The sequence below is a fragment of the Pseudomonas sp. B21-040 genome, assembly GCF_024748695.1.
Classification (GTDB): Bacteria; Pseudomonadota; Gammaproteobacteria; order Pseudomonadales; family Pseudomonadaceae; genus Aquipseudomonas.
Window position 1 is genome coordinate 6,010,691 of record NZ_CP087176.1, and the last position, 24,407, is coordinate 6,035,097.

Sequence of the window (24,407 nt, forward strand, 5' to 3'; positions counted from 1 at the left end):
CCAGCCTTCTGTCAAGCATTTTTCTCATTAAAAACCTGAGCTTAGCTGCGTTGACACTGCTATCACACCGCTGACCGTTAAAGGTCTTCACTGCGAAGCGGGCGCCATTCTATTCAAACTATTCGGCAGGCGCAACCCCCTCGCACGGCATTATTTTATGTTTTAACTCATTGAATTCTTTAGAAAGGTTTTGCAGCTGCAAACCATCCAGCAAACGCTGGCTTTCGGGTAATACAAGCACCCAGTAACCGGACGACTCGACGGGATCTTTCTGCAAGGACTGAAACCTCACACCCATCTCACCAAGTCGCCGCCCAACCAACAACAGTGACTCCTGACGAGAAAAGCCACCCAAATAGAGACAGCTTCCGCTAGCCACTGTGGATTTTTCTTTGTCATGAGTCGCATCAGCTGCTTCGCTCAACAAGCGAATATCCTGCTGAGACCCTCGGTACAAACTCAAAGGCGTTACATCTTTTGCCCGCAGAGGGGCTTCTTGCTGATGCCAAATGTAATAGACGACGTTGAGAACAAGCAGCAACAGGAACAACCAACGCATAAAAACCTCAAGACAATGGACATGCCATCGCTAAACCTACAAAAATCAGGTCTGGAACCAGCCTGGCCTCGGGCACGATTCCGGCGACAAGAGCCGCATCTCCCCCGGTAAGGAACACCACAAAGTCCTCCCCCCAATAACTGCGCGCCATCTCCAGTTGAGTCAGGACAAACCCCCTCAGCATAAGAGAACAGCCTCGCTCAACCGCCTCCACTGTCGTGCGACCAGGAGCGAGACTCTCAAGGGCCCGCTCGGCAGCCAGATCCCCATACCTAATCTTGCGAGTATGGGTTCGTAGCTGATGACGCATCAAAGGCATCCCAGGGCAAATAAAACCACCAAGATGCTCTCCATCCCCAGCAACGAAGTCAGCAGTCACAGCCGTACCGAAATCAAGCACCAGGCACGCACCAGAAGCCAGATGAAACCCTCCAAGCATTGCCAGCCAGCGATCTAGCCCCAACCGCTCATACTCGTCATAGCCATTGCGCACCCCAGCCACTTGGCGAGCAGGCGAAGCACATACCACAGACACACCAAAAGCTTGCGTCAATAGATAGTTCAACGCACTGGTTTCTTCCGCCGTTCTAACACTCACCAACCGACAGTGCGTAAGGGCTAGCCCATCAAGATTGCGCAGCCCTTCCAGCAAAGCGTCATCTGAATCGACTACGCCCTCACTGAACACTCGACTGACACCTGCGCGAAGCACACGCCACTTTATAAAACTATTTCCACAGTCGAGCTCAAGAATCATCACGCAACCTCAAACTGAGCTCACCACCACTAAAGACTTTTTCAACGCCATTCACTTTCAAGCGCAAAGCCCCCTGACTGTCGATACCCAACACTTCCCCCTCTATCTGGCTCGTGCCGGCTATCAATGTGACTGGTCGCCCTTGCCATAGGTGATTTTGCTCCCACTCAGACTGAATAGAGGAGAACCCATCGCGCTGGTGCCGAGCCAAATACGCCTGGAGCTGCGAACACAACTCCGAAACCAGGTGATTACGATCAATCACCCTGCCCGACTCCAGGCGCATCGATGTCCACAACTGGTCAACCTCATCAGTGATCTGCATGTTGACGTTGATGCCAACACCTATCACTAAGTGACACACATCCGCGGGATCACCGACCAACTCAAGCAATATCCCGGCGATTTTTTTCTGATCAGCCAATAAATCGTTGGGCCATTTTAATCCAACGCCAGAAACACCGAGCGCACGCAAGGTGTGCATGACCGCGAGACCGACAACGAGGCTCAATCCCTCCAGTTGTCGCATTCCACCCTCTATGCGCAACACCAAACTGCAATAGATGTTTTCTGCGAAAGGACTGACCCATTTGCGCCCTCGCCGCCCACGCCCAGCGGTCTGGCGCTCGGCAAGCAATAACAATGGCGCGGCCCGACCACGCTCAATAGCTCGTAAAGCCTCAGCGTTGGTGGAGTCTATTGAATCGAAGACAAAAATGGGCCAGCCACAATCAGGTGCACGCTCTTTTATGGCTACAGGATCGAGCAGCGTCAACGGCGCAGCCAGCTGATATCCGCGGCCGCGCACTTTATGAATAGACAAGCCGAGCTCAGCTTCTAGATGCTGAAGCTGCTTCCACACAGCACTACGACTGATGCCCAACGCAACACCCAGAGCCTCACCCGAATGGAACCGGCCATCTTTAAGAAGCTTTAACAACGTCAGCATGTAAGTTTCGCCTCACAATGAGGCCCGCATGATAGCCATGCCGCGAGCCGCTGCATAGAAACCCGACAAGCCGGGTTTTCTGCAGGCAAAACAAAACCCCAACTGCTTTCGCAATTGGGGTTTCGGAATTTAATCTTGACGATGACCTACTCTCACATGGGGAAACCCCACACTACCATCGGCGATGCATCGTTTCACTGCTGAGTTCGGGATGGGATCAGGTGGTTCCAATGCTCTATGGTCGTCAAGAAATTCGGTAGCCAGGTCGTGCTCTCTTGCAAGATCACGCTCCAGCGAATGGGTATGTAATAGATTTGTGTGTTTCGAATTTTCGACAATGTATCGTCTTCACACACCGCAATCTGATGCTCTCTCGAGTAGTCAAATTGCTTGGGTGTTATATGGTCAAGCCTCACGGGCAATTAGTATTGGTTAGCTCAACGCCTCACAGCGCTTACACACCCAACCTATCAACGTCGTAGTCTTCGACGGCCCTTCAGGGGACTCAAGGTCCCAGTGAGATCTCATCTTGAGGCTAGTTTCCCGCTTAGATGCTTTCAGCGGTTATCTATTCCGAACATAGCTACCCGGCAATGCCACTGGCGTGACAACCGGAACACCAGAGGTTCGTCCACTCCGGTCCTCTCGTACTAGGAGCAGCCCCTCTCAAATCTCAAACGTCCACGGCAGATAGGGACCGAACTGTCTCACGACGTTCTAAACCCAGCTCGCGTACCACTTTAAATGGCGAACAGCCATACCCTTGGGACCGGCTTCAGCCCCAGGATGTGATGAGCCGACATCGAGGTGCCAAACACCGCCGTCGATATGAACTCTTGGGCGGTATCAGCCTGTTATCCCCGGAGTACCTTTTATCCGTTGAGCGATGGCCCTTCCATACAGAACCACCGGATCACTAAGACCTACTTTCGTACCTGCTCGACGTGTCTGTCTCGCAGTCAAGCGCGCTTTTGCCTTTATACTCTACGACCGATTTCCGACCGGTCTGAGCGCACCTTCGTACTCCTCCGTTACTCTTTAGGAGGAGACCGCCCCAGTCAAACTACCCACCATACACTGTCCTCGATCCGGATAACGGACCTGAGTTAGAACCTCAAAGTTGCCAGGGTGGTATTTCAAGGTTGGCTCCACGCGAACTGGCGTCCACGCTTCAAAGCCTCCCACCTATCCTACACAAGCAAATTCAAAGTCCAGTGCAAAGCTATAGTAAAGGTTCACGGGGTCTTTCCGTCTAGCCGCGGATACACTGCATCTTCACAGCGATTTCAATTTCACTGAGTCTCGGGTGGAGACAGCGCCGCCATCGTTACGCCATTCGTGCAGGTCGGAACTTACCCGACAAGGAATTTCGCTACCTTAGGACCGTTATAGTTACGGCCGCCGTTTACCGGGGCTTCGATCAAGAGCTTCGCGTTAGCTAACCCCATCAATTAACCTTCCGGCACCGGGCAGGCGTCACACCCTATACGTCCACTTTCGTGTTTGCAGAGTGCTGTGTTTTTAATAAACAGTCGCAGCGGCCTGGTATCTTCGACCGGCATGGGCTTACGCAGTAAATGCTTCACCCTCACCGGCGCACCTTCTCCCGAAGTTACGGTGCCATTTTGCCTAGTTCCTTCACCCGAGTTCTCTCAAGCGCCTTGGTATTCTCTACCCAACCACCTGTGTCGGTTTGGGGTACGGTTCCTGGTTACCTGAAGCTTAGAAGCTTTTCTTGGAAGCATGGCATCAACCACTTCGTGTACTAAAAGTACACTCGTCATCAGCTCTCGGCCTTAGAATCCCGGATTTACCTAAGATTCCAGCCTACCACCTTAAACTTGGACAACCAACGCCAAGCTGGCCTAGCCTTCTCCGTCCCTCCATCGCAATAACCAGAAGTACAGGAATATTAACCTGTTTTCCATCGACTACGCTTTTCAGCCTCGCCTTAGGGACCGACTAACCCTGCGTCGATTAACGTTGCGCAGGAAACCTTGGTCTTTCGGCGTGGGTGTTTTTCACACCCATTGTCGTTACTCATGTCAGCATTCGCACTTCTGATACCTCCAGCAAGCTTCTCAACTCACCTTCACAGGCTTACAGAACGCTCCTCTACCGCATCACCTAAGTGATACCCGTAGCTTCGGTGTATGGTTTGAGCCCCGTTACATCTTCCGCGCAGGCCGACTCGACTAGTGAGCTATTACGCTTTCTTTAAAGGGTGGCTGCTTCTAAGCCAACCTCCTAGCTGTCTAAGCCTTCCCACATCGTTTCCCACTTAACCATAACTTTGGGACCTTAGCTGACGGTCTGGGTTGTTTCCCTTTTCACGACGGACGTTAGCACCCGCCGTGTGTCTCCCATGCTCGGCACTTGTAGGTATTCGGAGTTTGCATCGGTTTGGTAAGTCGGGATGACCCCCTAGCCGAAACAGTGCTCTACCCCCTACAGTGATACATGAGGCGCTACCTAAATAGCTTTCGAGGAGAACCAGCTATCTCCGAGCTTGATTAGCCTTTCACTCCGATCCACAGGTCATCCGCTAACTTTTCAACGGTAGTCGGTTCGGTCCTCCAGTTAGTGTTACCCAACCTTCAACCTGCCCATGGATAGATCGCCCGGTTTCGGGTCTATTCCCAGCGACTAGACGCCCTATTAAGACTCGCTTTCGCTACGCCTCCCCTATTCGGTTAAGCTCGCCACTGAAAATAAGTCGCTGACCCATTATACAAAAGGTACGCAGTCACCCAACAAAGTGGGCTCCCACTGCTTGTACGCATACGGTTTCAGGATCTATTTCACTCCCCTCTCCGGGGTTCTTTTCGCCTTTCCCTCACGGTACTAGTTCACTATCGGTCAGTCAGTAGTATTTAGCCTTGGAGGATGGTCCCCCCATATTCAGACAAAGTTTCTCGTGCTCCGTCCTACTCGATTTCATGACCAAGAGATTTTCGCGTACAGGGCTATCACCCACTATGGCCGCACTTTCCAGAGCGTTCCGCTAATCTCAAAGCCACTTAAGGGCTAGTCCCCGTTCGCTCGCCACTACTAAGGGAATCTCGGTTGATTTCTTTTCCTCAGGGTACTTAGATGTTTCAGTTCCCCTGGTTCGCCTCTTGCACCTATGTATTCAGTACAAGATAACCATCTTATGATGGCTGGGTTCCCCCATTCAGACATCTCCGGATCAAAGTCTGTTTGCCGACTCCCCGAAGCTTTTCGCAGGCTACCACGTCTTTCATCGCCTCTGACTGCCAAGGCATCCACCGTATGCGCTTCTTCACTTGACCATATAACCCCAAGCAATCTGGTTATACTGTGAAGACGACATTCGCCGAAAATTCGATAATACTCAATTAAGAGCAACTCACAAATTTTACCTTAGCCTGATCCGTTACCAGTGAAAGTAACGTTCAGTCTATCTTTCTATCACATACCCAAATTTTTAAAGAACGAACTAGTCAAAGACTAGAAATCAACATTCACCATCTCTCGATGGAATGCTCATTTCTAAGCTTTCAAACTTCAGAAGCAGTAGTGGTGGAGCCAAACGGGATCGAACCGTTGACCTCCTGCGTGCAAGGCAGGCGCTCTCCCAGCTGAGCTATGGCCCCGTATTTCTACAGGCGTTTCCCACACAAAATTGGTGGGTCTGGGCAGATTCGAACTGCCGACCTCACCCTTATCAGGGGTGCGCTCTAACCAACTGAGCTACAGACCCAATTTCGGGCTGCTTCTTTCGTCTTCTTCAATGAATCAAGCAATTCGTGTGGGAACTTATGGAGCAGCTGATGTCGTCGATTAAGGAGGTGATCCAGCCGCAGGTTCCCCTACGGCTACCTTGTTACGACTTCACCCCAGTCATGAATCACACCGTGGTAACCGTCCTCCCGAAGGTTAGACTAGCTACTTCTGGTGCAACCCACTCCCATGGTGTGACGGGCGGTGTGTACAAGGCCCGGGAACGTATTCACCGCGACATTCTGATTCGCGATTACTAGCGATTCCGACTTCACGCAGTCGAGTTGCAGACTGCGATCCGGACTACGATCGGTTTTCTGGGATTAGCTCCACCTCGCGGCTTGGCAACCCTCTGTACCGACCATTGTAGCACGTGTGTAGCCCAGGCCGTAAGGGCCATGATGACTTGACGTCATCCCCACCTTCCTCCGGTTTGTCACCGGCAGTCTCCTTAGAGTGCCCACCATAACGTGCTGGTAACTAAGGACAAGGGTTGCGCTCGTTACGGGACTTAACCCAACATCTCACGACACGAGCTGACGACAGCCATGCAGCACCTGTCTCAATGTTCCCGAAGGCACCGATCCATCTCTGGAAAGTTCATTGGATGTCAAGGCCTGGTAAGGTTCTTCGCGTTGCTTCGAATTAAACCACATGCTCCACCGCTTGTGCGGGCCCCCGTCAATTCATTTGAGTTTTAACCTTGCGGCCGTACTCCCCAGGCGGTCAACTTAATGCGTTAGCTGCGCCACTAAGAGCTCAAGGCTCCCAACGGCTAGTTGACATCGTTTACGGCGTGGACTACCAGGGTATCTAATCCTGTTTGCTCCCCACGCTTTCGCACCTCAGTGTCAGTATCAGTCCAGGTGGTCGCCTTCGCCACTGGTGTTCCTTCCTATATCTACGCATTTCACCGCTACACAGGAAATTCCACCACCCTCTACCATACTCTAGCTCGACAGTTTTGAATGCAGTTCCCAGGTTGAGCCCGGGGATTTCACATCCAACTTAACGAACCACCTACGCGCGCTTTACGCCCAGTAATTCCGATTAACGCTTGCACCCTCTGTATTACCGCGGCTGCTGGCACAGAGTTAGCCGGTGCTTATTCTGTCGGTAACGTCAAAATTGCAACGTATTAGGTTACAACCCTTCCTCCCAACTTAAAGTGCTTTACAATCCGAAGACCTTCTTCACACACGCGGCATGGCTGGATCAGGCTTTCGCCCATTGTCCAATATTCCCCACTGCTGCCTCCCGTAGGAGTCTGGACCGTGTCTCAGTTCCAGTGTGACTGATCATCCTCTCAGACCAGTTACGGATCGTCGCCTTGGTGAGCCATTACCTCACCAACTAGCTAATCCGACCTAGGCTCATCTGATAGCGCAAGGCCCGAAGGTCCCCTGCTTTCTCCCGTAGGACGTATGCGGTATTAGCGTCCGTTTCCGAACGTTATCCCCCACTACCAGGCAGATTCCTAGGCATTACTCACCCGTCCGCCGCTCTCAAGAGAAGCAAGCTTCTCTCTACCGCTCGACTTGCATGTGTTAGGCCTGCCGCCAGCGTTCAATCTGAGCCATGATCAAACTCTTCAGTTCAAACATCTTTGGGTTTTTAAGAAACCCTAAACTTGGCTCAGCAATCGTTGGTTACATCTTTGATTTCTCGCGGAGTAACTTGTGATGCTGATAATCTTGTTGACTATCAGTCTGACTCCACAAGCACCCACACGAATTGCTTGATTCAGTTGTTAAAGAGCGGTTGGTTAAGATCTTTCGTCTCAACCGAGGCGCGCATTCTACAGCAGCCTCTGTTGCTGTCAAGTGGTTATTTTCAGAAGTTTTCAAAGTTTCCTTTGTAACTTCAACCACTTGCGCTTCCGATCACTCGGTAGCGGGAGGCGAATTCTACAGCGTTACACGCTGCTGTCAACACCTCTTTTTCAACTCCTTTCGGACTTCGATGAACTGAAGCCACTCACTGCCGAAAACTGCGTAACTCTTTGTTTACCAAGGAGTTTTCCGTTTCGACTGCGCCGGAAGTGGGGCGAATTATAGACATCCTGAATCTGCCGTCAAGCACTGATTTCGGCTTTATTCGGATTTGAGCGTAATACGCGCAAATGCCTTCTTGCCGGCCTGACAAACGTGCGTCGCGCCCAGTACGTATATAAAGGTGCGATCGACCACCTCACCATCAATACGCACACCGCCGGAACCCAGCAGGTCACGCGCCACTGCCGAGTTCTTCACCAGCCCGGCCTTATTAAGGACAGCCGCAATCGGCATATCTTCGGCAGCAGTCAGCTCGATCTCTGGCAGATCGTCCGGGAGCTCGCCCTCTTTCATACGATTGCCTGCCGCACGATGAGCATTGGCCGCAGCCTCTTCACCATGGAACCGCGCAACGATTTCTTCGGCCAGCTTGATCTTGATGTCGCGCGGGTTAGCGCCAGCCTCGACATCAGCACGGAATGCATTGATCTCATCCATGGAGCGGAAGCTGAGCAATTCGAAATAGCGCCACATCAACACATCCGGTATGGAAACCAGCTTGCTGTACATGACACCCGGCGCTTCCTGAATACCGACGTAGTTGCCCAAGGACTTGGACATCTTCTTCACGCCATCCAACCCCTCGAGCAACGGCATCGTCAGAATGCACTGAGGATCTTGACCATAACCACGCTGCAGCTCACGCCCCATCAACAGGTTGAACTTCTGATCAGTGCCGCCCAGCTCAATATCCGCGCGCAAAGCGACCGAGTCATAACCCTGAACCAGCGGATAAAGGAACTCGTGAATGGCGATTGGCTGATTAGTTGTGTAGCGCTTATCGAAATCGTCGCGCTCGAGCATGCGGGCAACGGTGTACTGCGACGTCAGGCGAATGAAGTCCGCCGGCCCCATCTGGTCCATCCAGGTGGAGTTGAACGCAACTTCGGTCTTCGCCGGATCAAGAATCTTGAAGACCTGAGTCTTGTAGGTCTCGGCATTCTCGAGAACCTGCTCACGGGTGAGCGGTGGACGCGTCGCGCTCTTGCCGCTCGGATCACCGATCATCCCGGTGAAATCACCTATAAGGAAGATCACCTGATGCCCCAGTTCCTGGAACTGGCGCAGCTTATTAATAAGCACGGTATGACCCAGGTGCAAATCCGGTGCAGTCGGATCGAAGCCTGCCTTAATACGTAGCGGCTGGCCACGCTTGAGCTTTTCGATCAGCTCGGACTCGACCAACAGTTCTTCTGCACCACGTTTAATCAGCGCTAGCTGCTCTTCAACCGACTTCATAACAGACCCGCAAGGCTCGAATTCAAAGGGGACCAACCATACAAGATCACGCGTCAAATACAAAGTTTGGCCGGCGCAATGACGCCAATCCGCTGGCAGAGTGTCCGCGGACTTGCTTCAGAGATGATTTGGTTATATTTTATACAGTTATTTCATCTTCATCATGTCATTCATCTTTTCCAATTCATCTTTTTCAAAGTCAAAATTACTTATGACCCAAGAATCGTCTAAAGCGCCGCCGCTTTACCCGAAGACCCACCTGCTCGCAGCAAGCGGCATCGCCGCTCTCCTGAGCCTGGCGCTTCTGGTATTTCCTTCCAGTGATGTTGAAGCAAAAAAGACCACTCTGAGTCTCGAACTGGAAAGCCCTGCTGAACAACTGTCACAAGATCAAGACGCTGCTGACGCCGCTCAAGCCACAAATGAGCCAGTAACCTCCCCTTTTGCGCAGATCGATAACAGCGCCGAAGAACCACAGGAAACCGCGCAGGCGGTGCCTGCGGTCGAAGAAAAGAAGTCTGCGAACCACAGGGAAGTGATTGTCTCCAAAGGCGATACGCTCTCCACCCTGTTTGAGAAAGTCGGCCTCCCAGCCACCTCGGTGCATGATGTCCTGGCCAGCGACAAACAAGCCAAGCAATTCAGCCAACTCAAACACGGCCAGAAGCTCGAGTTCGAACTGACCCCCGAAGGCCAACTGACCAGCCTGCACAGCAAACTCAGCGACCTCGAAAGCATCACCCTGACCAGGCATGACAAGGGTTATGCGTTCAACCGCATCACTGCCAAACCCACCACGCGTTCCGCCTATGTTCATGGCGTGATCAACAGTTCGCTGTCGCAATCCGCCGCTCGCGCTGGTTTGTCCCACAGCCTGACGATGGATATGGCCAGTGTATTTGGATACGACGTCGACTTCGCCCAGGATATTCGCCAGGGTGACGAGTTCGATGTGATCTACGAACAGAAAGTCGTCAACGGCAAGGCTGTCGGCAACGGCCCGATCCTTTCCGCACGTTTCACCAACCGCGGCAAGACTTACACCGCCGTGCGTTACATCAACAAACAAGGCAACAGCAGCTACTACACCGCTGACGGCAACAGCATGCGCAAAGCGTTCATCCGCACCCCGGTGGACTTTGCCCGCATCAGCTCGAAATTCTCCATGGGGCGAAAGCACCCGATCCTGAACAAGATTCGCGCCCACAAAGGCGTCGATTACGCAGCACCACGCGGTACGCCAATCAAGGCGGCTGGCGACGGCAAAGTATTGCTGGCGGGTCGCCGCGGCGGCTACGGCAATACCGTGGTCCTCCAACATGGCAATACCTACACCACGCTCTACGGCCACATGCAAGGCTTCGCCAAAGGCGTGAAAACTGGCGGCACGGTGAAACAGGGCCAGGTGATTGGCTATATCGGCACCACCGGCCTCTCCACTGGCCCGCATTTGCACTACGAATTCCAGGTCAATGGCGTGCACGTCGATCCACTGGGCCAGAAACTGCCAATGGCCGATCCGATTGCCAAGGCGGAACGCGCACGCTTCCTCGCCCAAAGCCAGCCACTGATGGCGCGCATGGAACAGGAAAAAGCCACTCTGCTGGCTTCGAGCAAGCGTTAAGCCATGGCTCTCTATATAGGTGTGATGTCCGGGACCAGCCTTGATGGCCTGGACATCGCGCTGATCGAGCAAGCCCCGGCGATCAGATTGATCGCCACGCATTACATTCCGATGCCCGAAACCCTGCGCACCGAGCTGCTTGGCTTGTGCGCCAGCGGCCCGGACGAGATAGCCCGTTCAGCCATCACCCAACAAAACTGGGTAAAACTGGCTGCCCAGGGTGTACAAACCCTCCTTGATCAACAACACCTTAAGCCCGAAGACATTCGTGCGATTGGCAGCCATGGCCAGACCATTCGCCACGAACCGGCACGCGGCTTCACCGTGCAAATCGGCAACCCTGCCCTGCTGACCGAGTTGACAGGCATTGCCGTAGTCAGCGACTTCCGCAGTCGCGATGTGGCCGCCGGTGGACAAGGCGCGCCGCTAGTCCCGGCATTCCACGAAGCCTTGTTTGAAGAACGCGCCGGCAATCGCGCCGTATTGAATATTGGTGGATTCAGCAACCTCAGCCTGATCGAACCCGGCAAACCCGTTGCGGGTTTCGACTGCGGTCCGGGTAACGTATTGCTGGATGCATGGATTCACCAGCAGCGCGGCGACAACTTTGATAGGGATGGCCAATGGGCCGCCAACGGCAAAGTCGAACCGTCACTGCTGAATGAGCTGCTCAGTGATCCCTTCTTCGTGACCAAAGGCCCGAAAAGCACCGGCCGCGAAGTGTTCAACCTGCCATGGCTGACACAACACCTCTCGAAGCTACCGACTTTTGCCGCCGAAGACGTGCAAGCAACCCTGCTCGAACTGACCGCGCTGACGATCATCGAGTCACTGCAACACGCCCAGGCGGACACTCAAGAACTGCTGGTCTGCGGCGGCGGCGCGCACAACACCACGCTGATGAAGCGCTTGGCCAACCTGTTGCCCAACGCCAAAGTCAGCAGCACCGCCGCTTACGGCGTGGACCCGGACTGGGTCGAAGCCATGGCCTTCGCCTGGCTGGCCCATTGCTGCCTCGAAGGCATCGCCGCCAATCGCCCTAGCGTCACTGGCGCTCGAGGCCTGCGCGTTCTGGGCGCCATTTACCCGGCGTAAACGCCAGAAAGCAAAACGCCGCACAACCCATAAGGTTCTGCGGCGTTTTGCATTGTGTGCAGGTGCAATCAGATCGAGAACGAAGACCCACAGCCACAAGTCGTGCTGGCGTTCGGGTTCTTGATCACGAAGCGCGAGCCTTCCAGACCTTCCTGATAATCCACCTCGGCACCGGCCAGGTACTGGAAGCTCATCGGGTCTACGACCAGACTCACGCCTTCGCGCTCGACGATGGTGTCGTCATCGGCCACTTCTTCATCGAAGGTAAAGCCGTACTGAAAACCTGAACAACCGCCGCCCGTAACGAATACGCGCAGTTTCAAGCGATCATTCCCCTCTTCATCGACCAGGCTCTTCACTTTGTGCGCGGCACCGTGGGTGAATTGCAAAGCCGTGGGGGTGAAGGATTCGACGCTCATGCTGACTATCTCCCGGCGTTACGCCGTCATATTGCGTGATGACGCGCATTATCCGCTTCTCCTAGAAAAGCGGTCAACTATTGTTACGGTATATCAATCGAACCCATTGCTCGCCCGGAATGCAAAAAGGCCCGTCAGACGGGCCTTTTTGCTTTGCAGGATAAAGCGTTACGGCAACATGCCGGCGTGGGACAGGCCCAGACGCTCATCCAGACCGAACAGGATGTTCATGTTCTGCACCGCCTGACCCGACGCACCTTTGACCAGGTTGTCGATCACCGACAATACCACCACCAGATCACCATCCTGTGGACGATGCACCGCAATCCGGCACACGTTGGCGCCGCGCACGCTGCGGGTTTCCGGATGGCTGCCGGCCGGCATTACGTCGACGAACGGTTCGTTGGCATAGCGCTTTTCAAACAACGCTTGCAGATCCACCGAGCGATCCACGACGGTCGCGTAAAGCGTCGAGTGAATGCCGCGAATCATTGGCGTCAGGTGCGGAACGAACGTCAGACCGACGTCCTTGCCCGCCGCGCGACGCAGCCCTTGGCGGATTTCCGGCAAGTGACGGTGACCTTTGACTGAGTAGGCTTTCATGCTTTCCGACGTCTCGGAGTACAGCGATCCTACAGAGGCGCCACGCCCGGCACCGCTGACGCCGGATTTGCAGTCGGCAATCAGGTGAGCGGTATCCGCCAGACCGGCTTCGAGCAACGGCAGGAAACCCAATTGCGTAGCGGTCGGGTAGCAACCCGGCACTGCAATCAGGCGAGCCTTCTTGATTTGTTCGCGATTGACTTCCGGCAGGCCGTAGACCGCTTCGTCCAGCAACTCTGGCGCACCGTGCGGCTGGCCGTACCACTTGGCCCATTCTGCGGCATCTTGCAGGCGGAAATCCGCCGACAGGTCGATGACCTTGGTCCCGGCCGCCAGCAACTCACCCGCCAGGGCATGGGCTACACCGTGAGGCGTTGCAAAGAACACCACATCACAGGCACCCAGGGTCTTGATGTCCGGAACACTGAACGCCAGGCCGTCGTAGTGACCTCGCAGGTTCGGGTACATGTCGGCGACGGCCAGGCCAGCCTCGGATCGGGAAGTGATGACAACCACTTCAGCTTGCGGATGCTGTGCCAACAGACGCAGCAGTTCGACACCGGTGTAACCCGTGCCGCCGACGATACCGACCTTGACCATAAACCTGCCCTCAACGAACCCACTGGAAAGCCGTCGATAATAGGGGCCGCGCGCGTCTGCGACAACCGTCAAGGTGACGTGCGGACGCTCAAGCCTCTACTATTCCGGCTACCGTGAATCCTGGAATAACTAAAAATGCTTTATCTGTGGCTCAAAGCGCTTCACATCGTCAGCATCGTTTGCTGGTTTGCAGGGCTGTTTTACCTGCCACGCCTGTTCGTCTATCACGCGCAGAGCGAAGACACCGTCAGCAAGGAACGCTTCAGCGTCATGGAGCGCAAGCTGTACCGGGGCATCATGGGCCCGTCGATGATCGCTACGCTGATTTTCGGCGGCTGGTTGATCAGCCTCAACCCCAGCGCCTATTTCAGCCAGGGTGGCTGGATGCACGCCAAGTTGGCGTTGGTGGTTTTTCTGATCGGTTACCACCACATGTGCGGCGCGCAGGTGAAACGTTTTGCCCGTGGCGAAAACACCCGCAGCCATGTCTTTTATCGCTGGTTCAATGAAGTCCCGGTTCTGATATTGCTGGCAATCGTAATTCTGGTCGTGGTTCGGCCGTTCTAATCTCAACAAACATCATTCACCGGGGTACTTCCAATGTCGCTGCCCGCTCTGCTCGATCAACGTCTGCGTCTGCCTGTGGTGGCTGCGCCGATGTTCCTGATTTCCAACCCGCAACTGGTGCTCGCTTGTTGCCGAAATGGCGTGGTGGGGAGCTTCCCCGCGTTGAACCAGCGCGAAAGCAGCGGCTTCAAGGCCTGGCTGGAAGAGATCGAAGCCGGGTTGGCAGCAATGGAAAACCCGGCACCCTACGCGGTCAACCTGATCGTCCACAATAGCAACCCGCGCCTGCAAGCGGATCTGCAGATCTGCATCGAGCACAAAGTGCCGATCGTGATCACAAGCCTGGGCGCCGTAAAAGAAGTGGTCGACGCTGTACACAGCTACGGCGGCCTGGTGTTTCACGACGTGACGACTCGCCGTCATGCGGAAAAAGCCGCCGAAGCCGGCGTGGACGGCTTGATTGCCGTGGCCGCGGGTGCCGGTGGACACGCCGGGACCTGGAGCCCGTTTTCGCTGATCGCCGAGATCCGCCAGTTCTTCGACAAGACCCTGCTGCTGGCCGGCTGCCTGAACCATGGCCACGAGATTCTCGCCGCGCAATTGCTGGGGGCGGATTTGGCCTACTTCGGTACGCGATTTATCGGTACCACTGAAAGTCATGCACCTGACGCCTACAAAGAGATGCTACTGACGTCCCGGGCGGCGGACATCGTCCATACTCCAGCCGTCTCGGGTGTACCGGCGAGCTTCATGCGTCAAAGTCTTGAAGCGGCGGGCTTCGACATGGCCGCCCTGCAAAACAAGGGGGAGGTGAACTTCGGTTCCAAACTGAAACCCATCAGCGATGAAGCCAAGGCCTGGAAAACCGTGTGGTCTGCAGGTCAGGGGGTCGGGGAAATCGATGACCTGCCGAGCGTCGACCAACTGGTCGCACGGCTGGACGACGAATACCGCAAGGCATTGGCACTGGCCGCGTCGTTGCCCAAGCGCTGGCCACGCTAAAATGAAAGTTTGGCCAGCCCCTACCGGCTGGCCTTACACTCGATTCCTAATTCAAACACTCGCGACAAGGATGCCTCGCAATGAGCGAAAACCGTTTCAAGATCACATTCAACGGCGCTCTGCTGCCAGGTGTTGACCTCGCCACCGCAAAACTCAACCTCGCCGCGCTGTACAAAAGCGAGGTCGCTGCCGTCGAAAGATTGTTCAGTGGCCAGACGGTGACGCTTAAACAAGGCTTGTCGCAAGCCGACGCAAAAACCTACCTTCAAGCGCTGACGAAAACCGGTATCGACGCCCGGGTCGAAGCAGAGCCCGCGGTCGAGTTGAACCTGGCCGACGTCCAGCATCACGCTCCAGCCAGCATTCAACCTGCCCCGACGGACCCGGAATCCCCGTACGCGCCGCCCCGCGCGACTGTCGGCGAAACCGAACCCGTGTTCGCCACGCTCAAGCCATTCAGCGTCGAAGGCCGCATCGGCCGCTTGCGTTATCTTGCGTGGACGATGGTCCTGACCCTGGTCATGCTTGCGGTAGGCTCGGTGCTGGCCGTTTTCGCCATCGCCCTTATTAGCGCAGACTCGACGGCGGGCCTGATTGTCGGTGGCCTGGTGGCGCTGATCCTGTTTATCGCAGTGGCCGTGGTCAGCATTCAGATCAGCGTGCAGCGCCTGCACGACATTGGCTGGTCGGGCTGGCTCTGGTTACTCAACCTCGTCCCGTTCGTGGGTAGCTTCTTCCCGATCGTGATCATGGTCGCCCCCGGCACCAACATCGCCAATCGCTATGGCCCACCGCCGCCGCCCAACAGCACAGCGGTCAAAGCACTGGCTTCGTTGTGGATCGTGTTTATCGCCATCGTCTTCGTTGCTGCACTGGCCGGCGGTTTCAGTGCGATTCAGGAAGAGTATGAAAGCACGACCCAAAGCAGCTACGACAGCGGCTCGGTGACCACCGAAGAAATCGACGTCGAGCCAGCCGAAGCTGCTGAACCTGCACCAGATTCTGCAGACGATGAAGCCGAAGAAGCCCCGGCCCCTGTAGACTCTGCGAAAGAATAAACAGCGCTCCCCGCCCGTGACACCTGCGTCGCGGCGCGGAGCTGTTGCGATGGAGAACTGCATGACCCGTTACGCTCTGATCACCGGCGCTTCCAGCGGCATCGGCCTGGCGATGGCCGAAGCGCTGGCCCGACGTGGCCGCAGCCTGATTCTGGTGGCCCGACAGCGTGATCAGCTGGAAAGTATTGCGATTGAACTGACTCAACGTTTTGGCGTGGAAGTACTTTTCCGTGCCTGCGACCTCGGCGAGCCGCTCCGGCTGTCAGGGTTTCTGCTGGAACTGGAGGAAGGTGACCGACAAATCGATTTGCTGGTCAATTGTGCCGGCATGGGTACCTGCGGTCCCTTTCTGGCTCAAGACTGGATGACCGAGCAGGACCTGATCGAAGTGAACATCCTGGCGCTCACCCGCCTGTGCCATGCCATCGGAAACAGCATGGCCTTGCAGGGTGGAGGGCAGATCCTCAATGTGGCCTCGGTCGCCGCATTTATCCCCGGCCCCTGGATGAGCACTTACTACGCCAGCAAGGCGTATGTGCTGCATTTTTCCGAAGGTCTGCGCGTCGAGCTGAAAAAATGCGCGGTCAAGGTCTCGGTGCTCTGCCCCGGCCCGACACGCACCGGTTTTTTCCGTACCGCGCAACTGGACACCGGCAAACTGATCGATAACAAAATGCTGATGAGCCCTGAAGAAGTGGCGCTGTACACCGTGCGGGCCCTGGAAAAAGATCGCGCGATCATTATCCCGGGCCGAGGGAACCGTTGGCGCGCCTTTCTGCCACGGCTCGGTTCTCGCTGGTTGAACAGGACAATCGTCGGCATGATCAACAAGGCTTACTGCCCTCGCTGAAGGGTCCTACGGTAAAACACTGGGCGGGGGCATTCCCCATGAGTACACTCGGGCCAGCCAAAACAACGGAGAAAACAGCTGTGGATACTCTGTTCACCAAGATCATCAACCGGGAAATCCCGGCCAGGATCATCTACGAGGACGACCAGGTACTGGCCTTCCACGACATCGCCCCACAGGCACCGGTGCATTTTCTGGTGATCCCGAAAAAACCGGTGCGCACCCTTAACGACCTCACCGAGGACGACAAGGCCCTGGCCGGACATATTCTGTTCACCGCCCAACGCCTGGCCCTGGAATTGGGCTGTGAAAAAGGCTTCCGCGTTGTCATGAACTGCAATGAAGAAGGTGGGCAAACCGTCTATCACATTCACATGCACGTGCTGGGTCAGCGCCAGATGCATTGGCCGCCGGGCTGATTGCAATTGATCCTGTGGGCGTGGTGCACCGCCGCTCCCACAACGGCATCACAGCACTGTCACAACAACTGCAGCACAATGACCCAGCGCAAACCTTCCCCCGGCCGATTGGGTTAAACTGGCCGCCGAGATTTTCCCGGAGGTCAGCATGACTACCCAACGTCACTATTCGCCGATTGATCGTCTTCTGCTGCAAGCCGATGCCGCCATGCGCACCCTGCTGCCCTTCAGTGGCCAGCCGTACCGTCCGTCGCCAGCCATCGTCCAGCCCGATGCGCAAATGAGCGATGAAGACACCCGCCACGTGGCCGGTCTGATGCGCATCAACCACACCGGCGAAGTCTGCGCCCAGGCGTTGTACCAAGGGCAAGCCCTGACCGCCAAGCTGCCCCATGTGCGCGAGGCAATGGAACATGCAGCAGAAGAAGAAATCGACCATCTGGTCTGGTGCGAGCAACGCATCCATCAATTGGGCAGCCATACCAGCATTCTTAATCCGCTGTTTTACGGCATGTCGTTCGGGATTGGCGCAGTTGCCGGGTTGATCAGCGACAAAGTCAGCCTCGGGTTCGTTGCCGCCACCGAACATCAAGTGTGCAAACACTTGAACGAACACCTTGAGCAATTGCCGGCGGGAGATGAAAAATCCCGGGCGATTCTCGAGCAGATGCGCATTGATGAAGAACATCATGCGGAAAGCGCACTGGATGCTGGCGGCTTCCGCTTCCCGGCACCGGTGAAGTTCGGGATGAGCCTGTTGGCCAAAGTGATGACCAAGAGTACTTATCGGATCTGACCGTAGGAGCATGGCTTGCCCGCGATGGCGATCTCGAGGACGCTATCGCGGGCAAGCCATGCTCCTACGAAGGTTTTGCGACAGACATAAAAAAGGCGACTGCCGTGAGGGAGTCGCCTTTTTTTGCCCGTAAATCTTACGCCATGTTGCGTGCGTAGAAGATCTCTAGCATTTCGTGTTTCACACGGTCAGTCACCTGAGCACGTTGCTCGGAAGACAGGTTGCTGGTGGCGTCACCGAACAGGTAGTTATCCAGTTCGAAATTCTTCAGCAGCATTTTGGTGTGGAACAGGTTTTCCTGGTACACGTTTACGTCGGTCATCTGGTACGCGTCGTAAGTGTCGTCGGACAGGTAGTTCTGGATCGAGTTGATCTCGTGATCGATGAAGTGCTTCTTGCCTTCAACATCGCGGGTAAAGCCGCGCACACGATAGTCCACGGTCACGATGTCCGAATCGAACTGGTGAATCAGGAAGTTGAGCGCTTTAAGCGGTGAAATGACCCCGCAAGTCGACACGTCGATGTCCACACGGAACGTTGCAATACCGCTGACCGGATGGATTTCCGGGTAGGTGTGCACCGTGATGTGGCTCTTGTCGAGGTGGGCCAGGATAATTTCAGGCAGTGGGCCCGGGGACTCTTCGATCTGGCTGTCGGTCGGGGTCACCGGCTCTTCAGAGATCAGAATTGTGACGCTGGCACCCTGTGGTTCGTAGTCCTGACTGGCGATGTTCAGGATGTTGGCACCAATGATATCGACAACTTCCGTGAGGATCTGCGTCAGGCGTTTCGCGTTGTACTCTTTATTGATGTACTCAACGTAGGCCTGTTGGTCTTGCGGGGTTTCCGCGTAGCAGATGTCATAGATGTTGAAGCTCAAGGTCTTTGTCAGGTTATTGAACCCGTGGAGCTTGAGTTTGCTTTTCACCGTTAAAAAACTCTCTATGTATTGCGGCCCGGCCGCGTGATCAAGCATGCCCGTCAGATGCGAACGACGCACCTGCGTAGGACGGTTAACACCTCTTCGCGATGGCGATTTTGGTTGTCTGTTCGGGACTGCGGCCTGTCGGTTGACAGGCCACGACCCTGAAAAAAGTGGCGCATTATGCAGACGTCAGCTTGGGTTCGCCAGAGTCTGCACCGCTTTTATGATAGTTGAATGTCGACTCAACCGAGTTCGATGATCTCGTAGTCGTGGGTAATCGCCACGCCTGCCGCGCCGAGCATGATCGAAGCCGAGCAATACTTCTCAGCCGACAGCTCAATAGCGCGTTTGACCTGGGCTTCTTTCAGCCCACGGCCCTTGACCACGAAGTGCATGTGAATCTTGGTGAAGACCTTCGGGTCTTCGGTGGCACGCTCGGCTTCGAGGAAGGCTTCACAGCTTTCGACGGCCTGGCGGGACTTCTTGAGGATGCTCACCACGTCGAAGTTACTGCAACCGCCGACACCCAGCAGGAGCATTTCCATCGGCCGGACACCCAGGTTACGACCGCCGGCATCGGGCGGACCGTCCATGACCACGACATGACCGCTGCCGGATTCACCGAGGAACATGGCTTCGCCAGCCCATTGGATGCGTGCCTTCATCGCCAAGACTCCACTGTCTAAAAAAAGGGTCGCCAGCTTAGCACAGGGCCCTGGTTTGACAGCGTTTCGCCTTCCTGGGACGCAAGTGTCGACGCCGTAGGTAAATGTTCGAATGTTGCAGGAAGTGTCTGTTAAGCTGACGCCAATTCACTGGCGCATGGCCAGCTTTGCATTGACCATTGTCAGCGACTCATAAAAAAACCAAAACACACCGTGAAGTCTTTTCGGGATACAACCATGGTTGCTATTGCCCCAACACCCAAAATCAAGAACCTCGACAAGCTGTTGATGCATTGTCAGCGTCGGCGCTATGCGGCCAAGAGCAACATCATTTGTGCGGGTGATCGCTCGGAAACGTTGTTCTTCATCATCAAAGGCTCTGTCACGATCCTGATTGAGGATGACGATGGTCGTGAAATGATCATCGCCTACCTGAACGCCGGGGACTTTTTTGGTGAGTTGGGCCTGTTTGAACAGGCTGGCCTGGAACAGCAGCGCAGCGCCTGGGTACGCGCCAAGATTGAATGCGAAGTCGCGGAAATCAGCTACGCGAAATTCCGCGAGCTGTCCCAGCAAGACCCCGACATTCTTTACGTGCTTAGCGGACAAATCGCACAGCGTCTGCGCAACACCACGAAAAAGGTCGGAGACCTGGCGTTCTTCGACGTCACTGGGCGCGTCGCCCGCTGCCTGCTGGAACTGTGCAAACAGCCCGACGCGATGACTCACCCGGACGGCATGCAGATCAAAGTGACCCGCCAGGAAATCGGGCGGATTGTCGGCTGTTCGCGAGAAATGGTCGGCCGCGTGCTCAAGGATCTGGAAGAGCGCAACCTGGTGGACGTCAAAGGCAAGACCATGGTGGTCTTCGGCACGCGTTAACCTTCAAACATCCCTGCCAGCAACTGGCGATACAGCGTGTCGAGCCGCCCGAGTGCATCGGGCGCGGCGAACTTCTCATGCAAGGCGATATGGCTTTCGGCGCGAACCCGCTGCTCCAGACCGCAGGCTTCATTGAAGCGGTTGACCGCCGCAACCATCGACTCACGCTCGTTATCCAGCAACAAAGCACCGTGAACCAACCCGACCGGACGCGTACCGCCCTTGCTCTGGCGCCAGCGTTGAGCGGTGCCGACCATTTTGCGACCGTCGAGGTTGACGTTGAAACGGCCATCGCAGAACGCGCCATCGATTTCGCCAAGGGACGACTTGCCGCCCAACTCTTCCAGTAACTGACAGATCGGATCGCAGAGTCGGCGATAAGCGGTTTCAATCCGGTTCTGGTCACCTTCACTGCGGGGTGGCGCGTAGACCAGGGCAATGTTGATAGTGGACGCCGATTGCGGCACCGGCTCACCGCCGGTTTCACGCAGAAGAACCGGCCAACCGGCTGCTGCGGACACTTCACACGCAGTCTCGAAACCGGGCAAGCGATTCAAACGGCGCGGCATGACCAGCGCCCGATCACTCGGCTGCCAGAACAGCAGGCCGAACTCGGCGTCGCCGGCGCAGACCGAGGCCAACAGATCCTGTTCGGCTTGCAGGCCGGTTTCGACGGTCAGAGAGAGGATTGAGGTCATAAGGTATTCCGTTGGACATGAAGTCTGTGGTGGTACTTATGCCGCCATCGTCGGAACGCCGTCCGGAGACAAGCTCGGCTCCTACATGGGTTCTCCTGTAGGAGCCGAGCCTGCTCGGCGATGGGGTCGACTCGGTCTGCGTGTAATCAGTCGAGTGTAGAACCACTCACCGCGGTACCACGCTCCGGGAAGAACAGACGTTGCAGCTCGGTCCCCGGGCTTTCGGCGCGCATGAACGCTTCGCCGACCAGGAAGGCGTAGACGTCGCTGATTTCCATCAGTTCGACATCGGCACGGTTGAGAATGCCGCTCTCGGTGATGACCAGGCGATCACGCGGGATACGCGGCAACAAGTCGAGGGTGGTTTCCAGGCTGACATCGAAGGTGTGCAGGTTGCGGTTGTTGATGCCGACCAGTGGGGTGTCGAGGGTTTTCAAGGCCCGCTCCAGCTCGTCGCCATCGTGGACTTCCACCAGCACATCGAGATTGACGCTTTTGGCCACGGCCGCCAACTCGGCCATCTTCACGTCATCCAGCGCGGAGACGATCAACAGCACGCAGTCGGCTCCCAGCGCCCGGGCTTCGACGATCTGGTAAGGATCGATCATGAAGTCCTTGCGGATCACCGGCAGTTTGCACGCGGCCCGGGCCTGTTGCAGGTAGGCATCGGCGCCTTGGAAAAAATCGATATCGGTCAGCACCGACAAACACGTCGCGCCGCCCTTCTCGTAGCTTTTGGCGATGTCGGCAGGAACGAAGTTCTCGCGGATCACGCCCTTGCTCGGCGAGGCTTTCTTGATTTCGGCAATCACCGCTGGCTGCTTGAGCTTGGCTTGCGCCAACATCGCCTTGGCAAAACCACGGGGTGCATCGGCCGCCTTGGCCAGACTTTCCAGCTCGGCCAGGCTCACACGAGCGCTACGCTCGGCGACTTCCTGGACCTTGCGCGCCAGAATGTTTTCCAGAACCGTCGGTACACTCATCCTTCATTCTCCACTTTGAATACCGCGGTAAATGCACCCAACTCCTCCAGCTTCTCGCGAGCGAGGCCTGTGTGCAGCGCATCGTGCGCCAGGGCAACGCCTTCTTTCAAACTGGTTGCATGGTCAGCGGCATACAACGCGGCACCGGCATTGAGCATGATCATTTCGGCAGCTTTCTGACCGCTTTCGGTTTTGCGTTTGCCCAAGGCATCGCGAATCAGCTCCAGCGAAGCATCCGGGCTATCGACGGCCAGCCCATGCAGGCTCTGGCTCTTCATGCCGAGGTCTTCCGGCTCGACCCAATACTCGGTGATCTGGTCATTCTTCAATTCGGCCACAAAGGTCGGCGCTGCCAGACTGAATTCGTCCAGGCCATCCTTCGAGTGCACCACCAGCACATGCTTGCTGCCCAGTCGCTGCAGGACTTCAGCCAATGGCCGGCACAACGCCTGGTTGAACACGCCCACCACCTGATGCTTCACACCGGCCGGATTCGTAAGCGGGCCGAGCATGTTGAACAAGGTACGCAGGCCAAGATCCTTGCGCGGACCGGCGGCGTACTTCATGGCACGGTGGTGAGTCTGGGCGAACATGAAACCGATGCCGACGTTGTCGATACAGCGTGCGACTTGAACCGGGGTCAGGTTCAGGTAGATGCCCGCCGCTTCCAGCAGATCGGCGCTGCCGCTTTTGCCCGACACCGCACGATTGCCATGCTTGGCCACGGTGCAACCGGCCGCCGCAACGACGAAGGCAGAAGCGGTCGACACGTTGAAGATATTCGCACCGTCACCGCCGGTACCGACCACATCGACCACGCCGTCGAGTGTCTTGAGTTCGACCTTGTCCGCCAGCTCGCGCATGACCGACACGGCGCCGACGATTTCGTCGATGCTTTCGCTCTTCATGCGCATGGCCATCATGAACGCGCCAATCTGTGCGTCGGTGCATTGGCCGGTCATGATTTCGCGCATCACATCGCGCATCTCATCGGTGCTGAGGTCGAGGTGATCGACGATACGGCCCAGGGCTGTCTTGATATTCATGAAAAGTCCTTAGCGCGTGCCGCCGGTTTGTTTGAGGAAGTTAGCGAACAATTCGTGGCCCTGTTCGGTGAGGATCGACTCAGGGTGGAACTGCACGCCTTCGATGTTCAGTGTCTTGTGGCGCAACCCCATGATCTCGTCGACCGAACCGTCTTCAAGCTGCGTCCATGCCGTCAACTCCAGGCAATCGGGCAGGGTTTCGCGCTTGACGATCAGCGAGTGATAACGGGTCACGGTCAATGGGCGATTCAGCCCTGCGAATACGCCCTTGTCCTCGTGGAATACCGGGCTAGTCTTACCGTGCATGACTTGACGGGCGCGGACCACATCACCACCAAAGGCCTGGCCGATGGACTGGTGGCCGAGGCAGACGCCCAGAATAGGCAGCTTGCCGGCGAAATGCTTGATCGCTTCAATCGAGATACCGGCTTCGGTCGGGGTGCAAGGACCGGGGGACACCACGATGCGCTCGGGGTTGAGGGCTTCGATTTCAGCGATGGTCAGCTCATCGTTGCGCACAACCTTGACCTGGGAGCCAAGCTCACCGAGGTACTGCACAACGTTGTAAGTAAAGGAGTCGTAGTTATCGATCATCAGCAGCATGGCGTTTTTGAACCTCTTGAATTCACTGACTTTAAAGATGGCCTTCGAATGATCGACCCGCAGGGCGTTGCGCTTTATCAGGTGCTGGAGTAGCGCCAGCAAAGCGGCATTTCAAACGGGTAGAAGGCAAAGCGGTACAGGTCCGGCGGGGCCGGCAAAAGAATTCAGGCGCGCCAACGCCAGCGGGCGTGTGCCTTGATGACTTGATCCAGGAGTTTACTGATGATCAACACGGGGAAGGTCTCATTCATACGTCTCGGCACAGTAACT

General features: G+C 55.9%; 21 protein-coding genes, 2 tRNA genes and 3 rRNA genes. 9 read left to right on the plus strand and 17 right to left on the minus strand.

Annotation, left to right across the window (positions count from 1 at the left end; translation table 11 throughout):
• Positions 1-118: 118 nt before the first annotated feature.
• The 9 genes from LOY55_RS27595 to tyrS all read right to left on the minus strand — a co-directional run bounded on the left by LOY55_RS27595 (position 119) and on the right by tyrS (position 9,302).
• Positions 119-559 (minus strand): hypothetical protein, encoded by a 441-nt coding sequence (locus tag LOY55_RS27595; protein ID WP_046033392.1) that lies wholly within the window; start codon positions 557-559, stop codon positions 119-121.
• Positions 560-566: 7 nt separating this feature from the next.
• Positions 567-1,316: a pantothenate kinase gene (locus tag LOY55_RS27600; RefSeq protein ID WP_109787303.1), complete on the minus strand. Its 750-nt coding sequence runs from the start codon at positions 1,314-1,316 to the stop codon at positions 567-569.
• The gene (gene birA, locus LOY55_RS27605; RefSeq protein WP_223525635.1) at positions 1,306-2,265 is read right to left on the minus strand and encodes a bifunctional biotin--[acetyl-CoA-carboxylase] ligase/biotin operon repressor BirA; all 960 of its coding nucleotides are present in this window, start codon (positions 2,263-2,265) and stop codon (positions 1,306-1,308) included. Before birA ends, LOY55_RS27600 begins: the two co-directional genes overlap by 11 nt.
• Positions 2,266-2,398: 133 nt before the next feature.
• Positions 2,399-2,514 (minus strand): 5S ribosomal RNA (gene rrf / locus LOY55_RS27610).
• A 152-nt stretch (positions 2,515-2,666) separates the two neighbouring features.
• A 23S ribosomal RNA gene (locus LOY55_RS27615) occupies positions 2,667-5,558 on the minus strand.
• 248 nt (positions 5,559-5,806) lie between these two features.
• Positions 5,807-5,882 (minus strand) — tRNA-Ala (locus tag LOY55_RS27620).
• A gap of 30 nt (positions 5,883-5,912) precedes the next feature.
• Positions 5,913-5,989: transfer RNA gene (locus tag LOY55_RS27625), tRNA-Ile, on the minus strand.
• Positions 5,990-6,070: 81 nt separating this feature from the next.
• Positions 6,071-7,607, minus strand: a 16S ribosomal RNA gene (locus tag LOY55_RS27630).
• Together the 16S, 23S and 5S rRNA genes with 2 tRNA genes alongside form the textbook arrangement of a ribosomal RNA operon.
• Before the next feature lie 495 nt (positions 7,608-8,102).
• Positions 8,103-9,302: a tyrosine--tRNA ligase gene (gene tyrS / locus LOY55_RS27635; RefSeq protein WP_109785534.1), complete on the minus strand. Its 1,200-nt coding sequence runs from the start codon at positions 9,300-9,302 to the stop codon at positions 8,103-8,105.
• Between the two features lie 211 nt (positions 9,303-9,513).
• Here tyrS and LOY55_RS27640 point away from each other — a divergent pair, with 211 nt between their 5' ends.
• Together LOY55_RS27640 and LOY55_RS27645 are read left to right on the plus strand one after the other, a co-directional pair.
• Complete coding sequence (locus tag LOY55_RS27640; RefSeq protein WP_109785765.1) at positions 9,514-10,926, plus strand: peptidoglycan DD-metalloendopeptidase family protein; 1,413 nt, start codon at positions 9,514-9,516, stop codon at positions 10,924-10,926.
• A gap of 3 nt (positions 10,927-10,929) precedes the next feature.
• The gene (locus tag LOY55_RS27645; protein WP_109785535.1) at positions 10,930-12,021 is read left to right on the plus strand and encodes an anhydro-N-acetylmuramic acid kinase; all 1,092 of its coding nucleotides are present in this window, start codon (positions 10,930-10,932) and stop codon (positions 12,019-12,021) included.
• A gap of 68 nt (positions 12,022-12,089) precedes the next feature.
• On the opposite strand, the gene erpA is transcribed toward LOY55_RS27645, so the two are convergent.
• Together erpA and argC are read right to left on the minus strand one after the other, a co-directional pair.
• Positions 12,090-12,440: an iron-sulfur cluster insertion protein ErpA gene (gene erpA, locus LOY55_RS27650; RefSeq protein ID WP_007947969.1), complete on the minus strand. Its 351-nt coding sequence runs from the start codon at positions 12,438-12,440 to the stop codon at positions 12,090-12,092.
• Between the two features lie 168 nt (positions 12,441-12,608).
• Positions 12,609-13,643 carry an N-acetyl-gamma-glutamyl-phosphate reductase gene (gene argC / locus LOY55_RS27655; RefSeq protein ID WP_109785536.1) on the minus strand — a complete coding sequence of 345 codons (1,035 nt, stop codon included), beginning with the start codon at positions 13,641-13,643 and terminating at the stop codon, positions 12,609-12,611.
• Positions 13,644-13,778: 135 nt separating this feature from the next.
• On the opposite strand from argC, the gene hemJ reads away from it, so the two are divergent.
• The 6 genes from hemJ (at position 13,779) to coq7 (ending at position 18,335) form a co-directional block, all read left to right on the plus strand.
• On the plus strand, positions 13,779-14,210 hold the full coding sequence (hemJ, locus tag LOY55_RS27660; RefSeq protein ID WP_077431175.1) for a protoporphyrinogen oxidase HemJ: 432 nt from the start codon (positions 13,779-13,781) through the stop codon (positions 14,208-14,210).
• A gap of 33 nt (positions 14,211-14,243) precedes the next feature.
• Positions 14,244-15,212 carry a nitronate monooxygenase family protein gene (locus tag LOY55_RS27665; RefSeq protein WP_077431174.1) on the plus strand — a complete coding sequence of 323 codons (969 nt, stop codon included), beginning with the start codon at positions 14,244-14,246 and terminating at the stop codon, positions 15,210-15,212.
• A gap of 80 nt (positions 15,213-15,292) precedes the next feature.
• Entirely contained in the window at positions 15,293-16,270 is a 978-nt protein-coding gene (locus tag LOY55_RS27670) for a DUF805 domain-containing protein (RefSeq protein ID WP_223522824.1), read from the plus strand.
• 61 nt (positions 16,271-16,331) lie between these two features.
• Positions 16,332-17,120, plus strand: coding sequence for an SDR family oxidoreductase (locus tag LOY55_RS27675; RefSeq protein WP_046030042.1), 789 nt, complete (start codon positions 16,332-16,334; stop codon positions 17,118-17,120).
• Between the two features lie 80 nt (positions 17,121-17,200).
• Positions 17,201-17,539, plus strand: a complete 339-nt coding sequence (locus LOY55_RS27680; protein WP_046030041.1) for a histidine triad nucleotide-binding protein — start codon at positions 17,201-17,203, stop codon at positions 17,537-17,539.
• 148 nt (positions 17,540-17,687) lie between these two features.
• Positions 17,688-18,335 carry a 2-polyprenyl-3-methyl-6-methoxy-1,4-benzoquinone monooxygenase gene (gene coq7 / locus LOY55_RS27685; protein ID WP_046030035.1) on the plus strand — a complete coding sequence of 216 codons (648 nt, stop codon included), beginning with the start codon at positions 17,688-17,690 and terminating at the stop codon, positions 18,333-18,335.
• A gap of 136 nt (positions 18,336-18,471) precedes the next feature.
• Here the strand turns inward: coq7 and speD are convergent, their stop codons facing one another.
• Both speD and LOY55_RS27695 read right to left on the minus strand, forming a co-directional pair.
• Positions 18,472-19,263 (minus strand): adenosylmethionine decarboxylase, encoded by a 792-nt coding sequence (gene speD, locus LOY55_RS27690; protein WP_109785539.1) that lies wholly within the window; start codon positions 19,261-19,263, stop codon positions 18,472-18,474.
• Between the two features lie 239 nt (positions 19,264-19,502).
• On the minus strand, positions 19,503-19,925 hold the full coding sequence (locus tag LOY55_RS27695; RefSeq protein WP_007941657.1) for an OsmC family protein: 423 nt from the start codon (positions 19,923-19,925) through the stop codon (positions 19,503-19,505).
• A 237-nt stretch (positions 19,926-20,162) separates the two neighbouring features.
• On the opposite strand from LOY55_RS27695, the gene crp reads away from it, so the two are divergent.
• Positions 20,163-20,807, plus strand: a complete 645-nt coding sequence (crp, locus tag LOY55_RS27700; protein WP_046030029.1) for a cAMP-activated global transcriptional regulator CRP — start codon at positions 20,163-20,165, stop codon at positions 20,805-20,807.
• Here the strand turns inward: crp and LOY55_RS27705 are convergent.
• The 4 genes from LOY55_RS27705 to LOY55_RS27720 all read right to left on the minus strand — a co-directional run bounded on the left by LOY55_RS27705 (position 20,804) and on the right by LOY55_RS27720 (position 24,137).
• Entirely contained in the window at positions 20,804-21,505 is a 702-nt protein-coding gene (locus LOY55_RS27705; protein ID WP_109785540.1) for a lipoyl protein ligase domain-containing protein, read from the minus strand. The two genes, crp and LOY55_RS27705, sit on opposite strands and share 4 nt — an antisense overlap.
• A 146-nt stretch (positions 21,506-21,651) precedes the next feature.
• The gene (gene trpC / locus LOY55_RS27710) at positions 21,652-22,488 is read right to left on the minus strand and encodes an indole-3-glycerol phosphate synthase TrpC (protein ID WP_223522825.1); all 837 of its coding nucleotides are present in this window, start codon (positions 22,486-22,488) and stop codon (positions 21,652-21,654) included.
• On the minus strand, positions 22,485-23,534 hold the full coding sequence (gene trpD / locus LOY55_RS27715; RefSeq protein ID WP_223522826.1) for an anthranilate phosphoribosyltransferase: 1,050 nt from the start codon (positions 23,532-23,534) through the stop codon (positions 22,485-22,487). The genes trpC and trpD overlap by 4 nt, the downstream gene beginning before the upstream one ends.
• Before the next feature lie 9 nt (positions 23,535-23,543).
• Positions 23,544-24,137: an aminodeoxychorismate/anthranilate synthase component II gene (locus tag LOY55_RS27720; RefSeq protein WP_007980194.1), complete on the minus strand. Its 594-nt coding sequence runs from the start codon at positions 24,135-24,137 to the stop codon at positions 23,544-23,546.
• Positions 24,138-24,407: the final 270 nt, after the last annotated feature.